Source organism: Nitrosophilus alvini (genome assembly GCF_015100395.1).
Taxonomy (GTDB): Bacteria; Campylobacterota; Campylobacteria; order Campylobacterales; family Nitratiruptoraceae; genus Nitrosophilus; species Nitrosophilus alvini.
On record NZ_AP022847.1, the window covers coordinates 1,128,535 to 1,148,111 of the forward strand.

The 19,577-nt window shown below is 38.7% G+C and carries 19 protein-coding genes; 14 read left to right on the top strand and 5 right to left on the bottom strand.

Annotated elements, in window-relative coordinates; translation table 11 throughout:
- The first annotated feature begins 6 nt into the window (after positions 1-6).
- The 5 genes from coaBC to truA are packed head-to-tail and all read left to right on the top strand — an operon-like array spanning position 7 to position 4,526.
- The gene (coaBC, locus tag EPR_RS05810; protein WP_420827473.1) at positions 7-1,272 is read left to right on the top strand and encodes a bifunctional phosphopantothenoylcysteine decarboxylase/phosphopantothenate--cysteine ligase CoaBC; all 1,266 of its coding nucleotides are present in this window, start codon (positions 7-9) and stop codon (positions 1,270-1,272) included.
- Between the two features lie 32 nt (positions 1,273-1,304).
- Positions 1,305-1,955, top strand: a complete 651-nt coding sequence (gene uppS / locus EPR_RS05815) for a polyprenyl diphosphate synthase (RefSeq protein ID WP_200764182.1) — start codon at positions 1,305-1,307, stop codon at positions 1,953-1,955.
- 15 nt (positions 1,956-1,970) lie between these two features.
- Complete coding sequence (locus EPR_RS05820) at positions 1,971-2,786, top strand: prepilin peptidase (protein WP_200762311.1); 816 nt, start codon at positions 1,971-1,973, stop codon at positions 2,784-2,786.
- Positions 2,779-3,801, top strand: a complete 1,023-nt coding sequence (locus EPR_RS05825; RefSeq protein ID WP_200762312.1) for an LptF/LptG family permease — start codon at positions 2,779-2,781, stop codon at positions 3,799-3,801. Before EPR_RS05820 ends, EPR_RS05825 begins: the two co-directional genes overlap by 8 nt.
- Entirely contained in the window at positions 3,801-4,526 is a 726-nt protein-coding gene (gene truA / locus EPR_RS05830; protein ID WP_200762313.1) for a tRNA pseudouridine(38-40) synthase TruA, read from the top strand. Before EPR_RS05825 ends, truA begins: the two co-directional genes overlap by 1 nt.
- A gap of 30 nt (positions 4,527-4,556) precedes the next feature.
- Here truA and amrB read toward each other — a convergent pair whose 3' ends face one another.
- The gene (gene amrB / locus EPR_RS05835; RefSeq protein WP_200762314.1) at positions 4,557-5,351 is read right to left on the bottom strand and encodes an AmmeMemoRadiSam system protein B; all 795 of its coding nucleotides are present in this window, start codon (positions 5,349-5,351) and stop codon (positions 4,557-4,559) included.
- Positions 5,352-5,469: 118 nt separating this feature from the next.
- Here amrB and EPR_RS05840 point away from each other — a divergent pair, with 118 nt between their 5' ends.
- The 6 genes from EPR_RS05840 to EPR_RS05865 all read left to right on the top strand — a co-directional run bounded on the left by EPR_RS05840 (position 5,470) and on the right by EPR_RS05865 (position 11,553).
- The gene (locus EPR_RS05840; protein WP_200762315.1) at positions 5,470-6,924 is read left to right on the top strand and encodes an ArnT family glycosyltransferase; all 1,455 of its coding nucleotides are present in this window, start codon (positions 5,470-5,472) and stop codon (positions 6,922-6,924) included.
- A complete protein-coding gene (locus EPR_RS05845) occupies positions 6,921-7,583 on the top strand; it encodes a phosphatase PAP2 family protein (protein WP_200762316.1) in 663 nt (220 codons plus the stop codon). Before EPR_RS05840 ends, EPR_RS05845 begins: the two co-directional genes overlap by 4 nt.
- On the top strand, positions 7,580-8,161 hold the full coding sequence (locus tag EPR_RS05850) for a phosphatase PAP2 family protein (protein WP_200762317.1): 582 nt from the start codon (positions 7,580-7,582) through the stop codon (positions 8,159-8,161). The genes EPR_RS05845 and EPR_RS05850 overlap by 4 nt, the downstream gene beginning before the upstream one ends.
- Positions 8,158-9,693 (top strand): ArnT family glycosyltransferase, encoded by a 1,536-nt coding sequence (locus tag EPR_RS05855; RefSeq protein WP_200762318.1) that lies wholly within the window; start codon positions 8,158-8,160, stop codon positions 9,691-9,693. Before EPR_RS05850 ends, EPR_RS05855 begins: the two co-directional genes overlap by 4 nt.
- Positions 9,690-10,631, top strand: a complete 942-nt coding sequence (locus tag EPR_RS05860) for a glycosyltransferase family 2 protein (protein ID WP_200762319.1) — start codon at positions 9,690-9,692, stop codon at positions 10,629-10,631. Before EPR_RS05855 ends, EPR_RS05860 begins: the two co-directional genes overlap by 4 nt.
- Before the next feature lie 67 nt (positions 10,632-10,698).
- Positions 10,699-11,553, top strand: a complete 855-nt coding sequence (locus EPR_RS05865; protein WP_200762320.1) for a lysylphosphatidylglycerol synthase transmembrane domain-containing protein — start codon at positions 10,699-10,701, stop codon at positions 11,551-11,553.
- On the opposite strand, the gene EPR_RS05870 is transcribed toward EPR_RS05865, so the two are convergent.
- Positions 11,550-12,635, bottom strand: a complete 1,086-nt coding sequence (locus tag EPR_RS05870) for a TIR domain-containing protein (protein ID WP_267905522.1) — start codon at positions 12,633-12,635, stop codon at positions 11,550-11,552. The genes EPR_RS05865 and EPR_RS05870 overlap by 4 nt on opposite strands.
- Positions 12,636-13,045: 410 nt before the next feature.
- Positions 13,046-14,284: an amidohydrolase family protein gene (locus tag EPR_RS05875; RefSeq protein WP_267905534.1), complete on the bottom strand. Its 1,239-nt coding sequence runs from the start codon at positions 14,282-14,284 to the stop codon at positions 13,046-13,048.
- Positions 14,285-14,341: 57 nt separating this feature from the next.
- Between EPR_RS05875 and EPR_RS05880 the strand changes: the two genes are divergently transcribed.
- On the top strand, positions 14,342-14,695 hold the full coding sequence (locus EPR_RS05880; RefSeq protein WP_200762322.1) for a c-type cytochrome: 354 nt from the start codon (positions 14,342-14,344) through the stop codon (positions 14,693-14,695).
- Between the two features lie 18 nt (positions 14,696-14,713).
- On the opposite strand, the gene EPR_RS05885 is transcribed toward EPR_RS05880, so the two are convergent.
- Both EPR_RS05885 and dsbD read right to left on the bottom strand, forming a co-directional pair.
- A complete protein-coding gene (locus tag EPR_RS05885; protein ID WP_200762323.1) occupies positions 14,714-15,115 on the bottom strand; it encodes a thioredoxin family protein in 402 nt (133 codons plus the stop codon).
- A 46-nt stretch (positions 15,116-15,161) separates the two neighbouring features.
- Positions 15,162-16,916: a protein-disulfide reductase DsbD gene (gene dsbD, locus EPR_RS05890; RefSeq protein WP_200762324.1), complete on the bottom strand. Its 1,755-nt coding sequence runs from the start codon at positions 16,914-16,916 to the stop codon at positions 15,162-15,164.
- Between the two features lie 183 nt (positions 16,917-17,099).
- Between dsbD and EPR_RS05895 the strand changes: the two genes are divergently transcribed.
- Together EPR_RS05895 and msrA are read left to right on the top strand one after the other, a co-directional pair.
- Positions 17,100-19,034, top strand: a complete 1,935-nt coding sequence (locus EPR_RS05895; protein WP_200762325.1) for a thioredoxin domain-containing protein — start codon at positions 17,100-17,102, stop codon at positions 19,032-19,034.
- Entirely contained in the window at positions 19,027-19,554 is a 528-nt protein-coding gene (gene msrA / locus EPR_RS05900; protein ID WP_200762326.1) for a peptide-methionine (S)-S-oxide reductase MsrA, read from the top strand. The genes EPR_RS05895 and msrA overlap by 8 nt, the downstream gene beginning before the upstream one ends.
- The last annotated feature ends 23 nt before the right edge of the window (positions 19,555-19,577 follow it).

Below are 19,577 nucleotides of genomic sequence, written 5' to 3' on the forward strand. Positions count from 1 at the left end.
AAAAATATGCCAAAAATTCTGGAAGACAAAAAGATACTTGTAGGTGTAACCGGGAGTATTTCGGTTTACAAATCACTCGAGCTTATAAGACTTTTCGTAAAAGCCGGAGCCGAAGTAAAGACTATACTTTCGCCCTCTGCACAAAAATTCGTATCAGCCCTTACATTTGAAACTCTGTGCGGTAACAGAGTACTCAATGAAGAGAATGAGGACTGGACAAACAGAAACAACCATATTCATGTGGCGGAAGACTATGACATATTGGTTATTGCCCCGGCCACGGCAAACACTATCAACAAACTCTCAAACGGCATAGCGGACAACCTTCTTCTGCAAACCGCACTGGCGTTTGACAAACCAAAAATCATAGCCCCGGCCGCAAATACTAAAATGATAAAAAACCCCATCACCGAAGCATCCATAAAAATGCTTAAACTAAACGGTTACGAGTTTGTAAACCCTGTAACAAAAGAGCTGGCATGCAAAATCGTAGGAGAAGGAGCTCTGGCAGAACCTATCGATATCTTCTGGGCGGCAGCGAGAGAACTTCTAAAAGATGAGTTCTGGGAATACAGACGGGTTGTAGTTACAGGAGGAGGTACTATCGAAAAGATAGACGAAGTAAGATATATAAGCAACTTCTCGAGCGGAAAACAGGCTGCAGCGCTCGCAACGGCACTCTACCTCAAAGGAGCCGATGTCTGCTTGATAACCACAAAAGAGCATCACAACATCCCTCCGGTACATATCATAGAAGTAGAAAGTGCAAAAGAGTTGAAAAAGTATCTTGAAGAGTCTTTAAAAACAGCAAAAAAAGGAGTGCTTACAAAAGCTACACTGCTTGATGACTCACAGATAAAACTGATACAAAAAACACCTTATCTCTTTATGGCTGCCGCCGTTAGTGACTACAGACCAAAATTTCCTCAGCAGGGCAAACTCAAAAAAGAGACGCTTGGGGAGGAATGGGACCTTAAACTTATTAAAAATGAAGATATATTGAAAAGTATAGATAAAACAGGTATTTGTACTATAGGATTTAAAGCTGAAACCGATAAAGAGAGTGCATTTGAGAATGCCAGAAAGATGCTTTTCGAAAAAGAGCTTGACGCGGTCTGCCTGAATATTCTCAAAAGTTCCGAAGATTTTGGAAGCGATACGAATGAAATCATTTTCATCACTGAAACAAAAGAGACAAAAATCCCCCGCGGTGACAAACTTTCCGTCTCTTTGCAGATAACCGAACTCTCTAAAGAGGTCGAAGAGAAGTGAAAAAAAATATTCCTGCCCATATAGCCATCATTATGGATGGAAATGGAAGATGGGCAAAAAAAAGAGGACTTCCCAGAATAAAAGGACATGAACAGGGTGCAGAAACGGTCAGAGAGATAACAACTTTTTGCGCAAACCACCCGGAAATAAAAGTTTTGACACTGTACGCATTCAGTACCGAAAATTGGAAAAGACCCAAACCTGAAGTGGAGTTTTTGACAAGGCTGCTTGAGAGATATCTCAAAAACGAGCTTCCGGTGTATATGAAAGAAGGTGTCAGATTTGAAACGATAGGAGATTTGAAGCCTTTTGGAGAAAAACTTAAAAAAAGAATCAATGAGACAAAAGAGGCTACCAAAAACAATAAAAAACTGATTCAGGTTCTGGCACTCAATTACGGTGGTCGAGATGAAATAGTAAGAGCCGCAAACAAAGCCTGCCAAAGAGGAGTTGAACTGAAAGAGTCAAATTTTGACGATTTTTTGGATGTTCCTGGGCTAGGAGACGTAGATATACTTGTGAGAACCGGTGGCGAAATGAGGCTTTCGAATTTTCTTTTATGGCGTTCTGCCTATGCGGAACTCTTCTTTACAAACACACTCTGGCCCGATTTTTCGCCAAAGGAGATGGAAGAGATCATATATGAGTTTTACAAAAGGGAGAGACGCTTTGGCGGAATATAGAAAAAGGGCCAATAGATGATCTATCTTTTAATATGGCTGCTGGGGCTAGCGTTTGGCTCGTTTTTGAACGTACTTATAACAAGAATTCCCGAAGGTGAAAACATTGCATATCCACCCAGCAGATGCCCAAAATGCAAAAGCAGACTAAAGTGGTGGCACAATATACCTGTTTTATCATGGATAATTCTCGGAGGAAAATGCTACTACTGCAAATCAAAAATTTCCCTGCAATATCCACTCATAGAAATCCTCACATCATTTATTTTCCTGCTCGTTTTTGTAAAGGCGGGAATTTCCTATCATACATTGTTGCTCAGCATCGCTTTTTCTTTGCTGCTAGCGCTTTCGATTATCGATTTTTACTACAAAGCCGTCCCGGATTCGCTAAATTTGGGGGCATTTGTTATCGCACTCGCAGCATCACGCAATATTTTGGAAAGCCTGCAAAGCGCACTGCTTCTTGCCGGAGCTTTTACAATGCTAAGATTTTTCGTCAGTTACGCACTCAGTCTCTCATATGAAGGAGAAATCAAAAAAAATATAAAAAATGCTCCTTGGCTTAAAAACTTCTATCCGAAGTTTGTTCAGATTGAGGCGATGGGAGAAGGCGATATCATAATAGCCGCAACTATGGGAGCCATATTGGGGCTTAAGCTTGCACTTATAGCAATTTTTCTTTCGGCTTTTCTTGCCCTGCCCGCCTCGCTTTTTTTTAAATATGCAAGAAAAGAGGCACAACTGCCCTATATCCCTTTTCTAGCACTTGCACTTTGGATAGTTTATATGTTTGATGACAAATTCAAAATATTTTTGGAATGGTTAAATGGTTAGGCTTGAAAATTATATAAACAGGAATTTTTCGGCGCTTTTCTTTTCTATCTTTGTACCTCTTTACGGTATAGCATCACTTGTTTTTTTCATAAAGACGGTATCCATAACATCTATCATAAAAGTCACTTTTCTGGAACTTTTGGAAATTTACCTCTTCGTATTGCCGCAAATACTCTTTTATACTATTCCGATCGCTTTTTTTGCCGGCGCTGTAATGACACTCGTCAAACTCTCTTTCGATTATGAACTAATAGTTCTTTTCAGCCTTGGAGTAAAACCCTCAAAAATTGCAAGGATTTTTGCAAAACCCGCACTTTTGACTACCATTGTTCTGCTTGTTTTATCCCTGGGTCTCATTCCCCAGGCAAAGCAGCTTTATAAAGGTTTTATCTCATACAAAAAATCACAGGCCACACTAAATATCAAAGCTAGTGAATTCGGCCAGAAATTCGGGACCTGGCTTGTTTTCATCGGCAAAGAGAAAGGCAAAAACAGCTTTGAAGATATCGTTATGTTCAACCAAAAGGCTATCGCTTCGGAAAACTTCATAATAGCTAAAAAAGCAAAAATAGATACCTCAGACAATATGCTTAAGTTTGTACTTAGCGTTGGCAAGGGTTATACATACAAAGAAGGCAAACTCACTGAGATAGAGTTTGATAAGATGATCATCAATGACCTGAGCTCTTTTACATCAGACAAATATAAAAATGTGGCCGAATACTGGATGGAAGCGAAAAAAAACAGAACAAGAGCTTTTGATTTTTCCATTTTTACGGTAGTTTCTGTTTTTCCATTAATTTCTATCTTTATTATTATGGCAATAGGAATTATAAATCCCAGATATGAGAAACAAAACACCTATATGTACATGATTATCGCAATGACACTCTTTTATGTTATCGGCTTCATTCTGGCAAAATCGATAACATTTTATGCTATAGGCATTATACCTCTTATTTGGATTGTTACAGGATATCTGATATATATTAAAACGGTCAAAAAGAGATACTGATGAGGGCAAAAGCCATTATATCCTATGACGGAAGCAGATTTCATGGTTTTCAGTCACAAAAGCATACATCAAAAACCGTTATCGGCACTCTGCAAAAGGCTTTGAAAAAGACCGGAATCGAAACCAAGATAACAGGCAGCGGAAGAACAGACAGAGGTGTACACGCAACAGGTCAGGTAATTCATTTTGATTTACCGCCATTTTGGAATGATACCCAAAAACTTCAAAGCTACCTCAACAGATATCTTTTTCCTTCAATACTTTTCAAAAAAATTGAAATAGTAAGCGATGATTTCCACGCAAGATACAGTGCAAAAAGAAGAGCCTACAGATATATCTTCTCAATGGATACACCAAACCCTTTTTCTGCACAATACATAACTTTTTTGGAAAATTTCGATTACGAGAAGTGCAAAAATGCAGTAAAACTGTTCGAGGGAAGACACAACTTCGAATATTTCAAAAAAGAGGGAAGTGGGGTAACAAACTTCGAAAGAACAATATACAAAGCCTGCATATACAGATATAAAAATTATTATATCCTCTATTTCGAAGCGGACGGTTTTTTAAGAAGCCAGGTACGAATGATGGCCGATTTTCTTTTTAAAATAGGTAGAGGCGATCTTACTTTAAAAGAGCTTGCAGAGCAACTCTCATGCAAACATCAGTACTCCTCCACTCTAGCCCCACCATACGGGCTCTATCTATGCAGAGTCTTTTACTGACACTGACACCCACACCCACACTAACACCAACTACACAAACGCAGCACTCATATATCCAACTACAGCGCTCTCATCTCCGCTTGCATCCGCACTTGTTCTATAATCTAGAAGAACAGGACTTAGACCTTTTGCTTTTGCCGCAAGGATTATAGCTTCCACTCCTATTTTTCCACATGCTTCGCAACCTTGATGGAGCAAACCTGTATCAAGATCACGAACCGCCTTTATACACTGCATATCAAGTATTTCCGCTTTTTTTAGTGGATAATAGTGACTCAGGTCAGTACTGATAACTATAGCATTGTTTCTGTCGCTTAAAATAGCTTCACATATTTTCGCAACATATGCAGGATTAATCTCACCGTAGACCATCTCAACCACTTTTGTCTCAGGCAGATAATGTTTTATAAAAGGCATCTGAACTTCCGTACTATGCTCGAAATGGGCCTCTTCTACAAAACTTATATCGAAAAGATCCGAAAGATGGGTCAAATACTCTTTATCTATATCCAGCTCCCCGCATGGTGTCTGGAATGTATCAAAAAAACTTCCGCTTATACCGTTTAGATATACCCTGTGGCTTGGCCCTATAACAACAACCCTTTTTGGTTTTGCATTTGCCAAAACCCTGTGGGCAATGTTTGCTGTAAATCCACTGTAAACATATCCTGCATGCGGAGCGATAACGGCTCTGGGAACTGTGGACAGTATATCTTTTTCATGGAGCGCATTTTCCAAAATTGAGTTGAAGTGATCTATCATCTCTTCCGTTTCTTTACAAGAAGCCGGATAAAAGGCCCCTGCCACGCTTGCTGTTCTTTCCATTTTCAACCTCCTTGCCAATTGCCTTAGTGGCAATAAAAGTTCAATATTTATCAAGTCTATTATAAGTATAATACAAATCTGTATTTATACAAAATAACCAGTAATTTCAAGGACGTGGATGACTGAAAAAAGATATTCTCTTTCCACACTTTTTTTCTTTATTATGCTGATCACTTTTTATAGATTTGCCGTTTTATATTTTTCAGATGCAAATCTATATGCTGACGAAGCCTACTACTGGGGCTGGTCGCAGAGTTTTGAGTTCGGATACTACTCGAAGCCGCCTATGATAGCGTGGATAATAGCCGTTTTTACCTCTATTTGCGGTGACAGTGAGATATGTATAAAACTTCCCTCTTTGTTTATATATCCGCTGACAACCATCATCATATATAAAATAGCCGAAGAGCTTTTTGATAAAAAAACGGCATTTTTTTCGGGCCTTGTTTTCATAACGATTCCCGCCGTTTCAATGTCTTCGCTTATAATTTCCACAGACGTGGTTTTGCTATTTTTCTGGTCTTTGACACTATACCTTTTTATAAAAGCTCTTAAAACGGAAAGAAAACTCTTTTGGATTTTGGCTGGAGTGAGTGCCGGTTTTGGACTGCTAAGCAAATATACGATGATCATTTTTGTGATCTCGGTTTTTGTCTATCTTGCAATGTCAAAAGAGCATAGAAAATTTTTAAAAAGTATAGAACTCTATATCACTATGGCTCTTGCCGCGATAATCTATCTTCCAAACCTCTACTGGAACTATAAACACCATTTTGTCAGTTTCGTTCATACCAAAGAGATAAGCGAAATAGACAGGCAGCTTTTCCATTTCGACAAAATGTTTGAATTTTTGGGAGCCCAGTTTGCGGTATTTGGCCCTGTTCTTTTTGCTGTTCTTCTTTATCTTCTGTTCAGACCTTTTATAAAAGATGACAGATACAGACTTTTGTACTCTTTTACCGTTCCGTTTCTTGCGATAATCACTTTGCAAAGTTTTTTGAGCCGTGCATTTGCAAACTGGGCCGCTCCCACATATATAGCGGCAACGCTGCTGGTGAGCGCATATCTAGTATATAAAAACAGAGACACTCTTTTAAAAACGGCCATAGCTGTAAATATCATACTTGCCCTTGCTTTTTATCACTACCACGCCATCACTTCGCTGCTCGGAATAGAACTTACTTCAAAAACCGACCCTTACAAAAGGGTTTTGGGCTGGAAAGAGCTAGGTGAGGAGGTCTCAAAAATACTCAAAGAGTATCCGGACGCAAAACTTCTGTGTGATGATAGAAAAACGATGGCAGAGCTTATATACTACGTAAGACCCCATCCGTTCGATGCAGTTATATGGAACCCAAAAGGCAAAATGAAAAACCATTACGATCTTACCACCGATATGCAAAAACATATAGGCGAAAATTTCATATTTGTAACCAAAAGAAGATCCATCGGCGATGTGGCTTCGAGATTTGAAAAAGCAAAAAAGATAGGCAGTGTAAAGATAAGACTCTATAAAGATTTCAGCAGAGTCTATCATATATATTATCTGCAGGGATTCAAGGGATACAGGTGAAAAAAAGTGATATTGTCATTTTTATACTTTTTTGTTTTAGCGTAGCACTTTTCCTCTATTTTGCCAAAATCGATCTTTATATAAGCGATTTTTTTTATAAAGAAGGAACCGGTTTTTATCTAGCGAACACCCTTTTTGCAAAAATAATATATAAAGCGACAATAATTGTCGTAGCAGTTTTTACAATTGCCGTCCTTGGGCTGTTGATATTGGATTTGATACTTAAAAAAGAGCTATTTTCTATTCGAAAAAAAGTTCTTGTCTACCTTATTTTATCCCTTTTGCTTGGTCCAGGCCTTGTGGTGAATCTGATATTTAAAGACAACTGGGGGCGGGCAAGACCCATACATATAGAGCAGTTCGGAGGAGATAAAAAATTTACCCCCGCTTTCGTAAAAACCGATCAATGCGAAAAAAACTGCTCATTTTCAAGCGGACATGCTGCAGCGGCTTTCTATTTTCTATCGCTCGTTCCTCTTTTCAGAGACCCTAAAAAGAGATTTTTCGTAGCTGCTGCGGCTCTTGCGTGGGGGTTTGCCGTTGGAACGGTAAGAGTTTTACAAGGCGGCCATTTTTTAAGCGATGTGGTATTTAGTGCATTTTTCGTATATTTTACAGCAAGAATTTTGTACTATTTTATGTTTGAGAGAGGCTTATGAAAAGAATCGTTCCTGTAACAGCAGCTTTGTTATTTATAATCCTCTCATATCTCTTTTTCGATAAGAGGGCAGTTCTTTATTTTCATGAAACAAAGCTTTTGAGAGATTTTTTCGAAGCGGTGACACAACTTGGAAGAGCCGAGATATACCTGATACCGTCTTTCCTCATATATCTCTTATACAGAAAAAAACAAAAAATCGTTAAAAAATACGCACTTTTGGTATTCTGGTCGGTGGCTATCTCGGGGATAGCGGTAAATATCCTCAAAATCATCTTTGCAAGATATAGACCGAAAATGCTTTTTAGCGAAGGGCTTTACGGTTTTGACTGGTTTCATTTAGGGCACTCTTTCGCCTCTTTCCCTTCAGGCCACTCTACAACTGCCTTCAGTGCGTTCGTGGCTTTCTCTTTCATCTGGCCAAGATACAGATATCTCTTCTTTGCAGCGGCAACTCTTATAGCTGTAAGCCGCGTCGGTGTTACAGCCCACTATCCCAGCGACATAGTTGCGGGGGCACTTCTGGGAAGTGTTACCGCCATAATGGTACATAAAAAACTTTTTCAAGGAAAGAGATGAACAAAACTCTTATAAGATATTCCGACTGGATCCTAGCGGCGGCTATATTTCTAAGCTTTTTTGCCAGCCTCTCCATGGCCCCGCTTTTCGATCTGGACGAAGGAGCTTTCAGCGAAGCAACAAGAGAGATGCTTCAAAGCGGCAACTATCTTACCACATATCTGAACGGTGAACTGAGATTTGATAAACCTATACTCATCTACTGGCTTCAGGCTCTAAGCGTCAAAATATTCGGTATGAGTGAATTCTCCTTCCGGTTCCCCTCCGCCCTTGCGGCAACTTTCTGGTCTTTGGGAATCTACTGGTTTGCAAGAAGGTATTTTGATGAGATCACGGCGTTTGCAGCCACTTTTTTTATGGTTACCTCCCTACAAATCACCATCATAGCCAAAGCAGCCATTGCGGACGCTCTTTTGAATATGTTCATAGCCTACTCTATGTTTTTTGTCTATATCTATCTGGATAAAAACGAGAAAAAGTATCTATATTTTGCCTTCGGAGCCATCGGCTTCGGTGCACTTACAAAAGGACCTGTCGCTATTCTCATACCTCTAGCGGTTACTTTTATCTATCTTCTGATCAAAAAAGAATTAAAACTCTTTTTCAAGACCGTTTTCAATCCCATCGGACTGCTGATATTTTCGCTCATTGCGCTTCCATGGTATATACTGGAATATATGGACCAGGGAATGCGTTTTATAGAAGGTTTTTTTCTTAAACATAACATTTCCAGATTCAAAACATCTTTCGAGGGGCATAGCGGATCGCTTTTTTACTACATTCCCGTAGTGCTTATAGGCCTTCTGCCGTATACTTCACTCTTTTTAAAAGCTATTACAAAGATAAAATCCTGGTTTAAAAACGATCTTTATCTCTTTTTCTCTATCTGGTTTATATTTGTATTTCTCTTTTTCTCTTTTTCAGGCACAAAACTCCCCCATTACGTGATATATGGATATACGCCTCTCTTTTTTATCATGGCTATGTATCTAAAAGAGATAAAAAATGATTTTCTGCTATTTTTACCTGTGATTTTACTGTTTACGGTTCTGCTTTTCCTGCCCGAAATTGCTCTGCTTTTCAAAGAGAGCGTAAAAGACGAATTTGCCAGAGCGGTGATTGTTTCGGCACCTTCTTATTTCACATTTCCTTACAGGATATTTTTTATTTTTGCCATTACTCTTCTTTTGATTCTAAGCTTTAATAAACATTTTGATAAAATCACAAAAACGGTGATTTTGGGCTTCTTATCGGTAATAGCGGTAAACTTTTTCGTTATTCCCATATATGGCAAAATAGCTCAAGAACCCATAAAAGAGGCTGCACTTATTTCAAAAAAGTACGGTTTCGATGTGGTTATGTACAGACTCAATACACCTAGTTTTATCGTTTACAGCGAAAAATTCGTTGAAAAAAGAGCGCCAATACCGGGTGATATTGTGCTCACCAAGGTGACGGCCCTAAAAGAGTTAAAAAATTACAAAATCATCTATCAAAAAAACGGTATCCTGCTTGTAAAGGTTGAAAAATGAAAAAACTCTCTGTTGTAGTTCCGGTAATGAACGAGGAAGAGAACATAAAACCTCTTTTTCACGCTATTAGAGAGGCTTTAAATGATATTGACTATGAACTTATTCTTGTAGACGACGGCTCTACCGACAGAACGGTCGACAGGATAAAAGAGGAGGCAGATGAGAGAACGAAACTGATAGTATTTAACAGAAACTACGGCCAGACTACCGCAATGGCTGCAGGTATCGACGCAGCCGAAGGCGAACTTATCGTAACCATAGACGGTGACTTGCAAAACGACCCGAAAGACATACCGTTGATGATGGAAAAACTGGAACGTGAAGGTTGGGATGTGGTTGCCGGCAGACGTGCAAAAAGACAGGACGGCTTTTTGCTAAGAAAAATTCCCAGCAAAATTGCCAACTGGATTATCAGAAAAAGTACGGGAGTTTACATCAGCGACTACGGCTGTACACTGAAACTTTTCAAAAAAGATGTAGCCAAAAACCTGGGACTTTACGGTGAACTACACCGATTTATCCCGGTTTTGGCAAAACTCTACGGTGCAAAGATGACCGAAATGGACGTCAGACACCATCCAAGAATACACGGTGTGAGCAAATACGGTATAGGCAGAACATTCAAAGTCATCAGCGACCTTATGCTTATGCTCTTTTTCCAAAAATACGGTACTAAACCGATGCATCTTTTCGGTACTTTGGGATTTGGAATGTTTGGCATAGGAATTTTGATCGATTTTTACCTTTTTATACTGAAACTTTTCGGCCAGGATATCGGCGGCAGACCCCTTCTGCTACTTGGAGTTATGCTAACTCTCGGCGGTATACAGCTGATAACTACAGGCTTCCTGGCTGAAATCATGATGAGAACCTATTATGAATCGCAAAATAAAAAGCCTTATGTGATCAAGGAGATTTTTGTAGGGAAAAAAGGTTGATACGAATTATATGTTAGTGTGAGTGTGAGTGTGGGTGTGAGACAAATCACGAATTACGGAAAATAGATTGAAAAAAAAGATTAAAACAGCTATAAAGATCATTTTTTCTATAGGATTGCTCTTTTTCGTTCTGTCTAAAATCGATACGGACAGGCTTTTTGCGATCCTCAAAGAGACCGATCCTATCTGGCTCTTTTGGGCCTTTGTAGCTTTCAATCTCTCAAAAATAGTAAGTTCGGTCAGACTCAACTACTATTTCAAAGATATAGGCATAAATCTATCCGAAAAAGCCAATCTCATACTCTACTACGTAGGAATGTATCTGAACCTCTTTCTTCCGGGAGGTATAGGAGGAGACGGGTATAAGATATATCTGCTTGCAAAGAGATATAACACAAAAGTCTCCTCTTTGATAAATGCTACTCTTCTGGACCGCATAAGCGGTCTGGCGGCTCTGGTATTTTTGGCAGCGATACTTTTTGCTTTCAGCTCATACACAGATATCTATCCCGGGTTAGGTATACTCTCCATCATCGGGGCGGCTCTGGTCTATCCTGTTTTTCTCTATCTTCATAAAAAGCTTTTCAAAAACTTCTCCACCTATATAAAAGAGACCACACTTCTCGGCCTTGCCGTGCAGCTTTTGCAGCTGTCAAGCGCATATTTCATCATACTGTCGCTGCCAAACGACGTAAACAATATAGATTTTCTGACTCTTTTTCTCATCTCTTCCGTTGTAGCCGTTCTGCCGCTTACCATAGGCGGAGTCGGAGCAAGAGAACTGACTTTTCTATACGGTTTGAAACTTATAGGAGAGGATCCGGCAACAGGTATCGCTTTTTCATTTATATTTTTTCTGATCACCCTCGTATCATCTGCAATAGGACTGCTTTTTGTGCACAGGCCTTTGAGAGAAGTTTAGGAAGATACCATTTTTCCATTTTCCCAGACAGACTCAAAAGATTTATGAAGCTCTTTTCCCAGTTCGGTATTTAGATTCAAGACGCTGAACGGAGCTTTTGTGAGTCTTTTCGCTCTTCCGTTTTCATCCAAAGTGATAGGAGAATAAACAACTGCATCATCAACGATAAAAGATGTTACTGTTCGATGAATATTATAAATTCTAATATGATTTTCCGGATCTAGTCCAACATTTTCCAGCACTTCTTTCGCTCTTTTAATACAGATTTCAATCTGACTTTTCAGATCGTCATCCTGATGTGCGGCTCTCAGTATATGTAAAGGAGCATTTGGATTTAAAAAAAGAACTCTAAAATCAAAACCGTTATCAACACGCTCTTTCAGAGTCTTAAAAAAATCACGATGTTCCTTGTCGAAAAGTTTTCTGTTTTTTCTACCAAATATAAGCAATCTGTTTTGAACTACATTGGTCAAAACCGTATATAAAGAGTGACTTTCAAACCCACTTGAAAAATAGACCTGACTTCCTATGAGAGGCTCCGGTAGTCCATGTCGAGCAAACGAATTTATAACTCGCGAGATCTGATCATTAGATCCTGCTATTTCTATTTTCGATATCTCTGAAATCTTTTCCTCAAATTCAGGCCAAAAAGCTTCAAACGCCTCTTCAAGATATGGTGTTTTCCATTCACCAAGCTCAGCATCTAAAGTTTTAACAAGTTTGAAAACATCCTCTTTAGTCAAAACGGTAGCCTGAAATTCTCGCAAAGGACCATCAAGTTCTGAAGGAGAAATCCCCAGAAGCAGTGGGCACACTTTCGAACTTCCGACCGCCTTGGAGAGAGCGCCTGCTTCAAAAAGAAGCCAGGGAGCCTTGTAGTTCTCTGGAGTTACACAAATTATACCTATATTGTGACTATTTAGATTTTCTCCTATTTCAATAAACCATCGCTGACCTTTTTCTATATCGCTGTCTGACATCCATGGTTTTGCCTTTTGGATAACTTTTCTCAGCCACACATACAAAAAACTCGCCATCTCCCTACTTCTCTTACCCGACCAACTCAGAAAAATATTTGCCATTTATTCACTCTTTTTTTATTGCTTTATAAATATCATATTTTTTTATTTTTTATCCCTATTTGTTTCAAATCAAATTATGAAAAAATGGACTAGTATATACTTGCATTTTGTCCTAATTGTTGTTTTTTTAATAGTTATTTACTTTTCTATTTGTTAAGTATTGCTTATTAGATAAAAAACAACTCTTATACATATCAAAAAGCATTTCAAAAATCATTTATATTTTAAATAGAGCTCCAAATTATTTTTTTCTTCGATATTTAATTAGTTTTATTTTTTACGAATTTCTAATTTTTATTATTCATCTTATTATAATGTATCATCTGAAAATTAAAAATAAAAGACCAAACACCTTACAATTATTTTTAGAGGTTCAATGAAAAATTTATTATTTCTTTTGTATTTCTCAATCAAAATATCCGTCTGCCCTCTTTGAAAGTGGCTGTAACCTCTCCAAAAAGCTCTTCTTTATAGTACAAAGACTCTTCGTTTTCCACAACTCTTTTTTTATCGGGATCGAAGATGACGATATCTGCGCTGCACCCCTCTTCTATAGTTCCGTGGTTCAGTCCAAGGACTTTCGCCGGATTTTTGCAAAGAAGTTTTGTCAAATCACTCATATTCAAAATACCGCTTTTTACAAGATATGTATATGCTATCGGCAGATAAAGAGATATGGCATCCACGCCGTAGGCCGCTTCATCAAATGCTATATCTTTTTGAACCATCGATTTTGGAGAGTGAAGAGATGTAAGAAAATCGATTTGTCCGTTCTTGAGCATCTGCAAAAGTAACTCTCTGTTCTCTCTATCTCTGAGCGGAGGGTCTATTTTGGCACAGGTATTGTAGCCTCTGCACGCTTCGTCGCTTTTTACAAGATGGTGGATAGAAACTTCGGCATAAGCTTTGAACCCTCTTTTTTTTGCTTCGTTTACAAGTTCTACAGACCTGGCAGACGAAAGGCTTTTAAATACCGTCTCTATTCTGTAGCGATTTAGAAACTCTACGATTTTGGCAACTTCTATATTCTCTTCAAGTTCCGGAATCCCTCCCAGGCCAAGCTCGGATGAGACTTCCCCCTCATGCATCACACCACCGGCTCTCAAAGAACAGTTCTGCGCCCTGCAGTGAAGAGGAATCTCATACATAACGGCATACTCGAAAACTCTCCTCATCAAAGAAGAATCTATATCTGAACTGGTATAAATTGCAGCAGCACCTTTTTTCAAAAGTATGGCTATTTCACTGAGCTGCTCGTTTTCTTCGCCTTTTATGGCTGTTATCATCGGTTTTATATCGGATTTACTGTTAAGTTCGTTTTGGGATTTTACAAACTCCAAAATTATTTCATCATCTATTTTAGGATTTAAGTGAGGATTTAAAAGTACGGTAGTAACTCCTCCTTTTGCACTGTTTTTCGCAAGTTTGGCCAAAGAGTCGACGCTTACTCTATCATCGCAGGTTTTGGCATTTAGTTCTACTATACCTGGCAAAACAGAGCATCCTTTTGCATCGTATATCTCATCTGAACTAAGATCTGTGCCTATCTTTGCAATTTTGCCGTCTTTTATCTCTATATCTGCTTCTCTTTCGCCTTTTGAATCAACTATAAGAGCATTTTTTATAACCATATCTGACCTTGTTTCAATTTGATATAATTGTACAAACTTCTAAAATTGTACAAAAAGTTGACTAAAAGGGTGATAATGAGACATCTGTTTCTGTTTTTTTCTCTTTTTGCGCTTGCAATTGCTACAGACAATGGAGAGGCACTCTATTCGAAATACGGCTGCTACGGCTGTCACGGAGCAAAAGGAGAAGGAAGTTCTTCGTATCCTAAACTAGCCGGCAAATCAAAAATGTATCTGATAGATAAGCTCAAAGCCTACCGTGCACAGAAGATAAAATCAAAAAGAGCCGATATCATGGTCTCTTACGCAAAGCCTTTGAGCGATGAGGAGATAAAAGCGATAGCCCGGTTTTTGAAAAATATCAAAAAAGATGAAAATGAAGAGAGATATCAGCTCGATTTCGTACAGTGGGGTGACGACGGGTCGTAAATCTAACGGTTTATAGTTTTATTTGTATTTCTCGTTCAGTTTTTTATATACCTGCAGTTTGTGTATAAAGGCTTTTGCCGGAGCGGCTCCTACAAGTTGTCGGCCTATCTTTTCGCCTTTGCTGTTGAAAAAATAAAATGTAGGCGTTCCAAATACTTTGAAACCGGCAGCTTTTGCTTTTTTCATTTCCATTTTAACCGGTATAAAGAAATTTTCCACAAACTCTGCCACATTGTCCGTCTCAAAAACCACTTCATCCATATATTCGCAAGCTTCACAACCTTTTTGGTCTATCATAAGCATTATAGGCTTTCCGGTTTTTTTGGCCATCTCTTTCGCTTTATCCAAAGATTCCACCCAGTCAAAATCAGCAGCAAAAAGAACAATCGATAAAAACAGAATCGAAACAAGTTTTTTCATGACCATCCTTTATAAGTATCTGAATAAAAATAGACTATTGCCATACTCATTTACCGTTTACTTTCCTAAGTATATCCAAAAACTCTTCAGGCCCTTTGTATCCTATTACTCTATGGCCCTTGACCTCTTTTCCATTCTCAAAAAAGAGTATCGCAGGAGGACCGAAGAGATTGAAATATTTTAACAATTTTTTGTCTTCTTCGCTGTTTTTGGTCACATCAACCTGCAGTGTTATGAAATTTTCAAGTTCTTTTCTGACTCTTTCGTCACTGAATGTATTGTGTTCAAGCTCTTTGCAGCTTACGCACCAGTCCGCATAAAAATCCACCATAACCGGTTTATCTGAATTTTTTACGATATTCATAAGCTCTTCAAGAGTGGATACTTTTTTAAACATTTCGGTTTTAGAGGCTTTTGAGACAGCAGCTTTTGCCGCCGGTTTGAATGATTTTAAAGGATCAAGCGGATTGTTTGCTCCGGTAAAGGAGCCGATAAAAAGGAAAACACCGTATATGAACATAATGATTCCAGCCGCTTTTTTGAATGTATGAAACCAGTGCCCGTCCTGTGGCAATGCTTCAAAAGAACGCATATATACAGCACTTCCTATAAAGAGTACTGCCCAAAGCAGAAGAGTTATCCAATCCGGAACTATTCTTGAGAGCATCCATACGGCCACTCCCAGCATAACAACACCGAAGACTTTCGTTACTGCCGTCATCCATGGACCCGGTTTTGGCATAAACTTACCTGCGCCTGTCCCTATAAGAATAAGCGGCAACCCCATACCGATACTTAGCATGAAAAGAGCAGCGCCTCCAAGGACGGCATCTCCCGTTTGTCCGATGTATATTAGAGCTCCAGCCAAAGGAGGAGCGACACAAGGTCCTACTATTAGAGCCGACAAAAAACCCATTATCGCTACACCGATTACTCCGTGTCCACCCGCCTCTTCACTCTTTTTTGCAAGTTTAGTCTGCAATGAAGCGGGCAATTGAATCTCATAAAAACCGAACATGGAAAATGCAAGAGCGACAAAAACAAGAGAAAATACAACTATTATGATAGGATCCTGAAAAGCGGTTTGAAGATTGCTTCCAAAAAGCCCTGCCAAAACGCCTGCAACTGTGTATGTAACGGACATAGCGAGAACATAAACAACAGATAGGAAAAAAGCTTTTTTTGCAGTAATGTTTTTTGTACCCACAATTATGGAAGATAGTATCGGTATCATAGGAAACAGACAGGGAGTAAGCGCAAGTAGAAGGCCAAACCCGAAAAAAGTGGCCAAAATCACTAAAACGCTTTCGTTTCTCAGGGTATCGGCGATTTTATCCTGCTCGGAAGTTGAAGAAACGGTATTTTTCTCGTTTTGAGGCTTACTTTTGGCTTCTGCCTGTTTAAATGACAGCTCAAACTCTTTGCTCATGGGAGTATAGCAAAGACCGGCTTCGGAGCATCCCTGAAAAGAGACTTTAAGGGTGAAACTGTCATATCCTATTTCGGATTTGGGTATCTCAAATCTGAGCTCTTTGAAATAGACTTTATCGCCGTGAATCTCTTCGGGAGCCGGCAAAGATATTTTGAGCTCTTTTTTTTCAGGTTTTACTATTTGGGCTTTTATCTGGTCCTGATAAAGATAGATTTTTTCACCAAGTTTTATATTGACCACAACTTTGTCATTTATCACTGTTGCAGAGGGTTTGAAAGCTTCCTCAGGCTCCAGAATCTTCTGTTCCAAGTCAAAAGCATATACAAAAGAGAGTGTAAGTATAAAAAGAAGGCCATACAATTTTTTCATTATTTTATATCCTCGTTTAAAAATATATTTTATAATTTCAGCGGTTATGTGTCACGATTTTATCATAGCAAAATAAATTTTTTTTATACCTGTGAAACTTTTTTATCGGTTTTGATTAATTTTGATTTAACGAAATATCATTATAGTATAAAAAAATCATAAAAAAAATATCAAGGGAAAATGATGCCAAACAGACTTGTAAATGAGGATTCGCCGTATCTGAAACAGCATGCCGACAACCCTGTGGACTGGTGGCCATGGTGTGAGGAGGCTTTCGAAAAAGCTTTAAAAGAAAAAAAACCTATATTCTTGTCCATAGGATACAGCAGCTGCCACTGGTGCCATGTTATGGAAAAAGAGGTTTTTGAAAATGCCGAAATTGCAAAGTTTTTGAACGAACATTTCATATCTGTAAAAGTGGATAAAGAAGAGCGTCCGGATATTGACAAATACTATCAGGAGGTCTATCAACTCCTGAACCAGCGGCCTGGCGGATGGCCCACCTCTATATTCCTGACTCACGACAAAAAACCGTTCTTTGCAGGTACTTATATACCGCCGGAACCAAAATACAATATGATGGGATTTATGCAGCTCATAGAAAAAATCGCTTCTATGTATAAAGAGGATCCAAAAGAGTTGATAAAGCATGCCCGGGAGATAGAGAGATTCATCAAAGGCGGAGCCGAACCTGTAAAAGCCGTAAAATTTGACGCAACGATTACAAAAAAGTTCATTGAAGCTGCAAAAAAGCATTTTGACAAAAAATATGGAGGTTTTTCCCCACCACCAAAATTTCCCCAAACTTCACTTATTAATATGCTCTTGAATATCTATAGACTCGAAAACGACAAAGATGCCCTCGAAATGGCTGAGTTTACTCTCAAAAATATGGCCAAAGGCGGGATTAGAGACCTTGTGGACGGCGGATTTTGCAGATACAGCGTAGATGATAAATGGCTTGTGCCCCACTTTGAGAAAATGACTTACGACAACGCTCTTTTGGCCGAAACCTATCTTAAGGCATATTTCACCACAAAAGACGATTTTTATAAAAATGTTGCATTTGAGACTTTGGATTTTATGCTGGAAAAGATGAGCGAAAAAAATCTCTTTTTTTCCTCAAGCGATGCGGATAGTGATAACGAAGAGGGGAAATATTATGTATATAAGTACGATGAAATAATAAAGGCTTTCAAAAACGCCGGATTTAACGATAAAGAGATAAAAGAGGTATGCGAAAAACTCTCTATTACAAAAAATGGAAATTTTGAGGGCAAAATAATCATCAGAAACGAATCTTTGCAAGATTTTTCGTGGCTTGAGGGAGTACTTACAGTTTTAAAAGAACTCAGGAAAAACAAAGATTATCCGCAGATCGATAAAAAAGTGATAACTTCTTGGAATGCGATGATGATAAAAACTCTATTTATAGCATCACGAACAGACCTGAAGTATTTCGAGCCGGCCCAAGAAGCTATAAATGCTCTTTTGAAAAAGATGTATATTGACAACCACCTATACCACAGTGCATTGATAGACGGCGAACCAAAAATAAAAGCCTTTTTGGAGGATTACGCATATCTTGCAGATGCTCTTTTGGAAGCTTATAAAACGACTCTGAACGAGAGCTATCTTCTTTTAGCCCAAAAATTGACAAACGAAGCGCTGATAGAGTATTTCGATGAGGGAAGATGGTATTTCAGCAAAGGAGAGTTTACCATATATGCCGAAGAGAGCGATACTACATATCCGAGCAGCGGGGCAAAAATAGTATCGGTTATGCTCTCTCTTGGCAGCCTTATCGATGAAAAATACAGGCACTTTTCATTCAAATCTCTTGAATATTACTCTGGAAAAATTATGAAACACCTTCTTTATGCAGGGCTTTTCGCAGAAGATATAGTACGACTGATATATGAAGACAAAATAATAAAATCAAACAGAGATAATCTTTTCAAATGTACCGAAAAGATAGACTATGTTCCATACCCTTTTACGCTTTTGAAAGCTGATGAAGAGGCAAAAGGGTATATGCTCTGCGGAATTAGAAACTGCTATGCAAGCGAAAATGATTGCAAAAAGATAATCGAACATATCAAGGAACAACATGACTAAAAAAAGTGCAGTAATCGGCGGCGGATGTTTTTGGTGCATGGAGGCGGTATACAGGAGAGTCAAAGGGGTAACAGATGTTGTGTGCGGCTATGCAGGAGGTGATGATCCGTGCCCTACATACGAAAAGCTCTGCAGCGGTCTAAGCGGACACGCCGAAGTTGTAAAAGTGGAGTTCGACCCGGATAAAATATCATACGAAGAGATTTTAAAGATTTTTTTTGCCATTCATGACCCAACGACTCTTAACAGACAGGGTGCCGATATAGGAACGCAATACAGGTCTATTATCCTATATGCAGATGAAGAGCAAAAAGAGACAGCAAAACGGATTATAAAAGAGCTAAATCCATATTTTGAAAACAGGATTGTAACGGAATTGAAAAAACTGGAGCTTTTCTGTCCCGCCGAAGATTACCACCAAAACTATTATGAAAGAAATCCTTACCAGGGATACTGTATGGCCGTTATAGCCCCTAAAATAGAGAAATTTATGAAAAACTTCAAAGAGTATGCCGTATGACAAAAGCTATTATGCTCACAAAC

Coding starts and splice junctions, on each gene's coding strand:
- coaBC (WP_420827473.1), top strand. CDS start 7: ATGCCAAAAATTCTGGAAGACAAAAAGATACTTGTAGGTGTAACCGGG.
- uppS (WP_200764182.1), top strand. CDS start 1,305: ATGGATGGAAATGGAAGATGGGCAAAAAAAAGAGGACTTCCCAGAATA.
- EPR_RS05820 (WP_200762311.1), top strand. CDS start 1,971: ATGATCTATCTTTTAATATGGCTGCTGGGGCTAGCGTTTGGCTCGTTT.
- EPR_RS05825 (WP_200762312.1), top strand. CDS start 2,779: ATGGTTAGGCTTGAAAATTATATAAACAGGAATTTTTCGGCGCTTTTC.
- truA (WP_200762313.1), top strand. CDS start 3,801: ATGAGGGCAAAAGCCATTATATCCTATGACGGAAGCAGATTTCATGGT.
- amrB (WP_200762314.1), bottom strand. CDS start 5,351: ATGGAAAGAACAGCAAGCGTGGCAGGGGCCTTTTATCCGGCTTCTTGT.
- EPR_RS05840 (WP_200762315.1), top strand. CDS start 5,470: ATGACTGAAAAAAGATATTCTCTTTCCACACTTTTTTTCTTTATTATG.
- EPR_RS05850 (WP_200762317.1), top strand. CDS start 7,580: ATGAAAAGAATCGTTCCTGTAACAGCAGCTTTGTTATTTATAATCCTC.
- EPR_RS05855 (WP_200762318.1), top strand. CDS start 8,158: ATGAACAAAACTCTTATAAGATATTCCGACTGGATCCTAGCGGCGGCT.
- EPR_RS05860 (WP_200762319.1), top strand. CDS start 9,690: ATGAAAAAACTCTCTGTTGTAGTTCCGGTAATGAACGAGGAAGAGAAC.
- EPR_RS05870 (WP_267905522.1), bottom strand. CDS start 12,635: ATGGCAAATATTTTTCTGAGTTGGTCGGGTAAGAGAAGTAGGGAGATG.
- EPR_RS05880 (WP_200762322.1), top strand. CDS start 14,342: ATGAGACATCTGTTTCTGTTTTTTTCTCTTTTTGCGCTTGCAATTGCT.
- EPR_RS05885 (WP_200762323.1), bottom strand. CDS start 15,115: ATGAAAAAACTTGTTTCGATTCTGTTTTTATCGATTGTTCTTTTTGCT.
- dsbD (WP_200762324.1), bottom strand. CDS start 16,916: ATGAAAAAATTGTATGGCCTTCTTTTTATACTTACACTCTCTTTTGTA.
- EPR_RS05895 (WP_200762325.1), top strand. CDS start 17,100: ATGCCAAACAGACTTGTAAATGAGGATTCGCCGTATCTGAAACAGCAT.
- msrA (WP_200762326.1), top strand. CDS start 19,027: ATGACTAAAAAAAGTGCAGTAATCGGCGGCGGATGTTTTTGGTGCATG.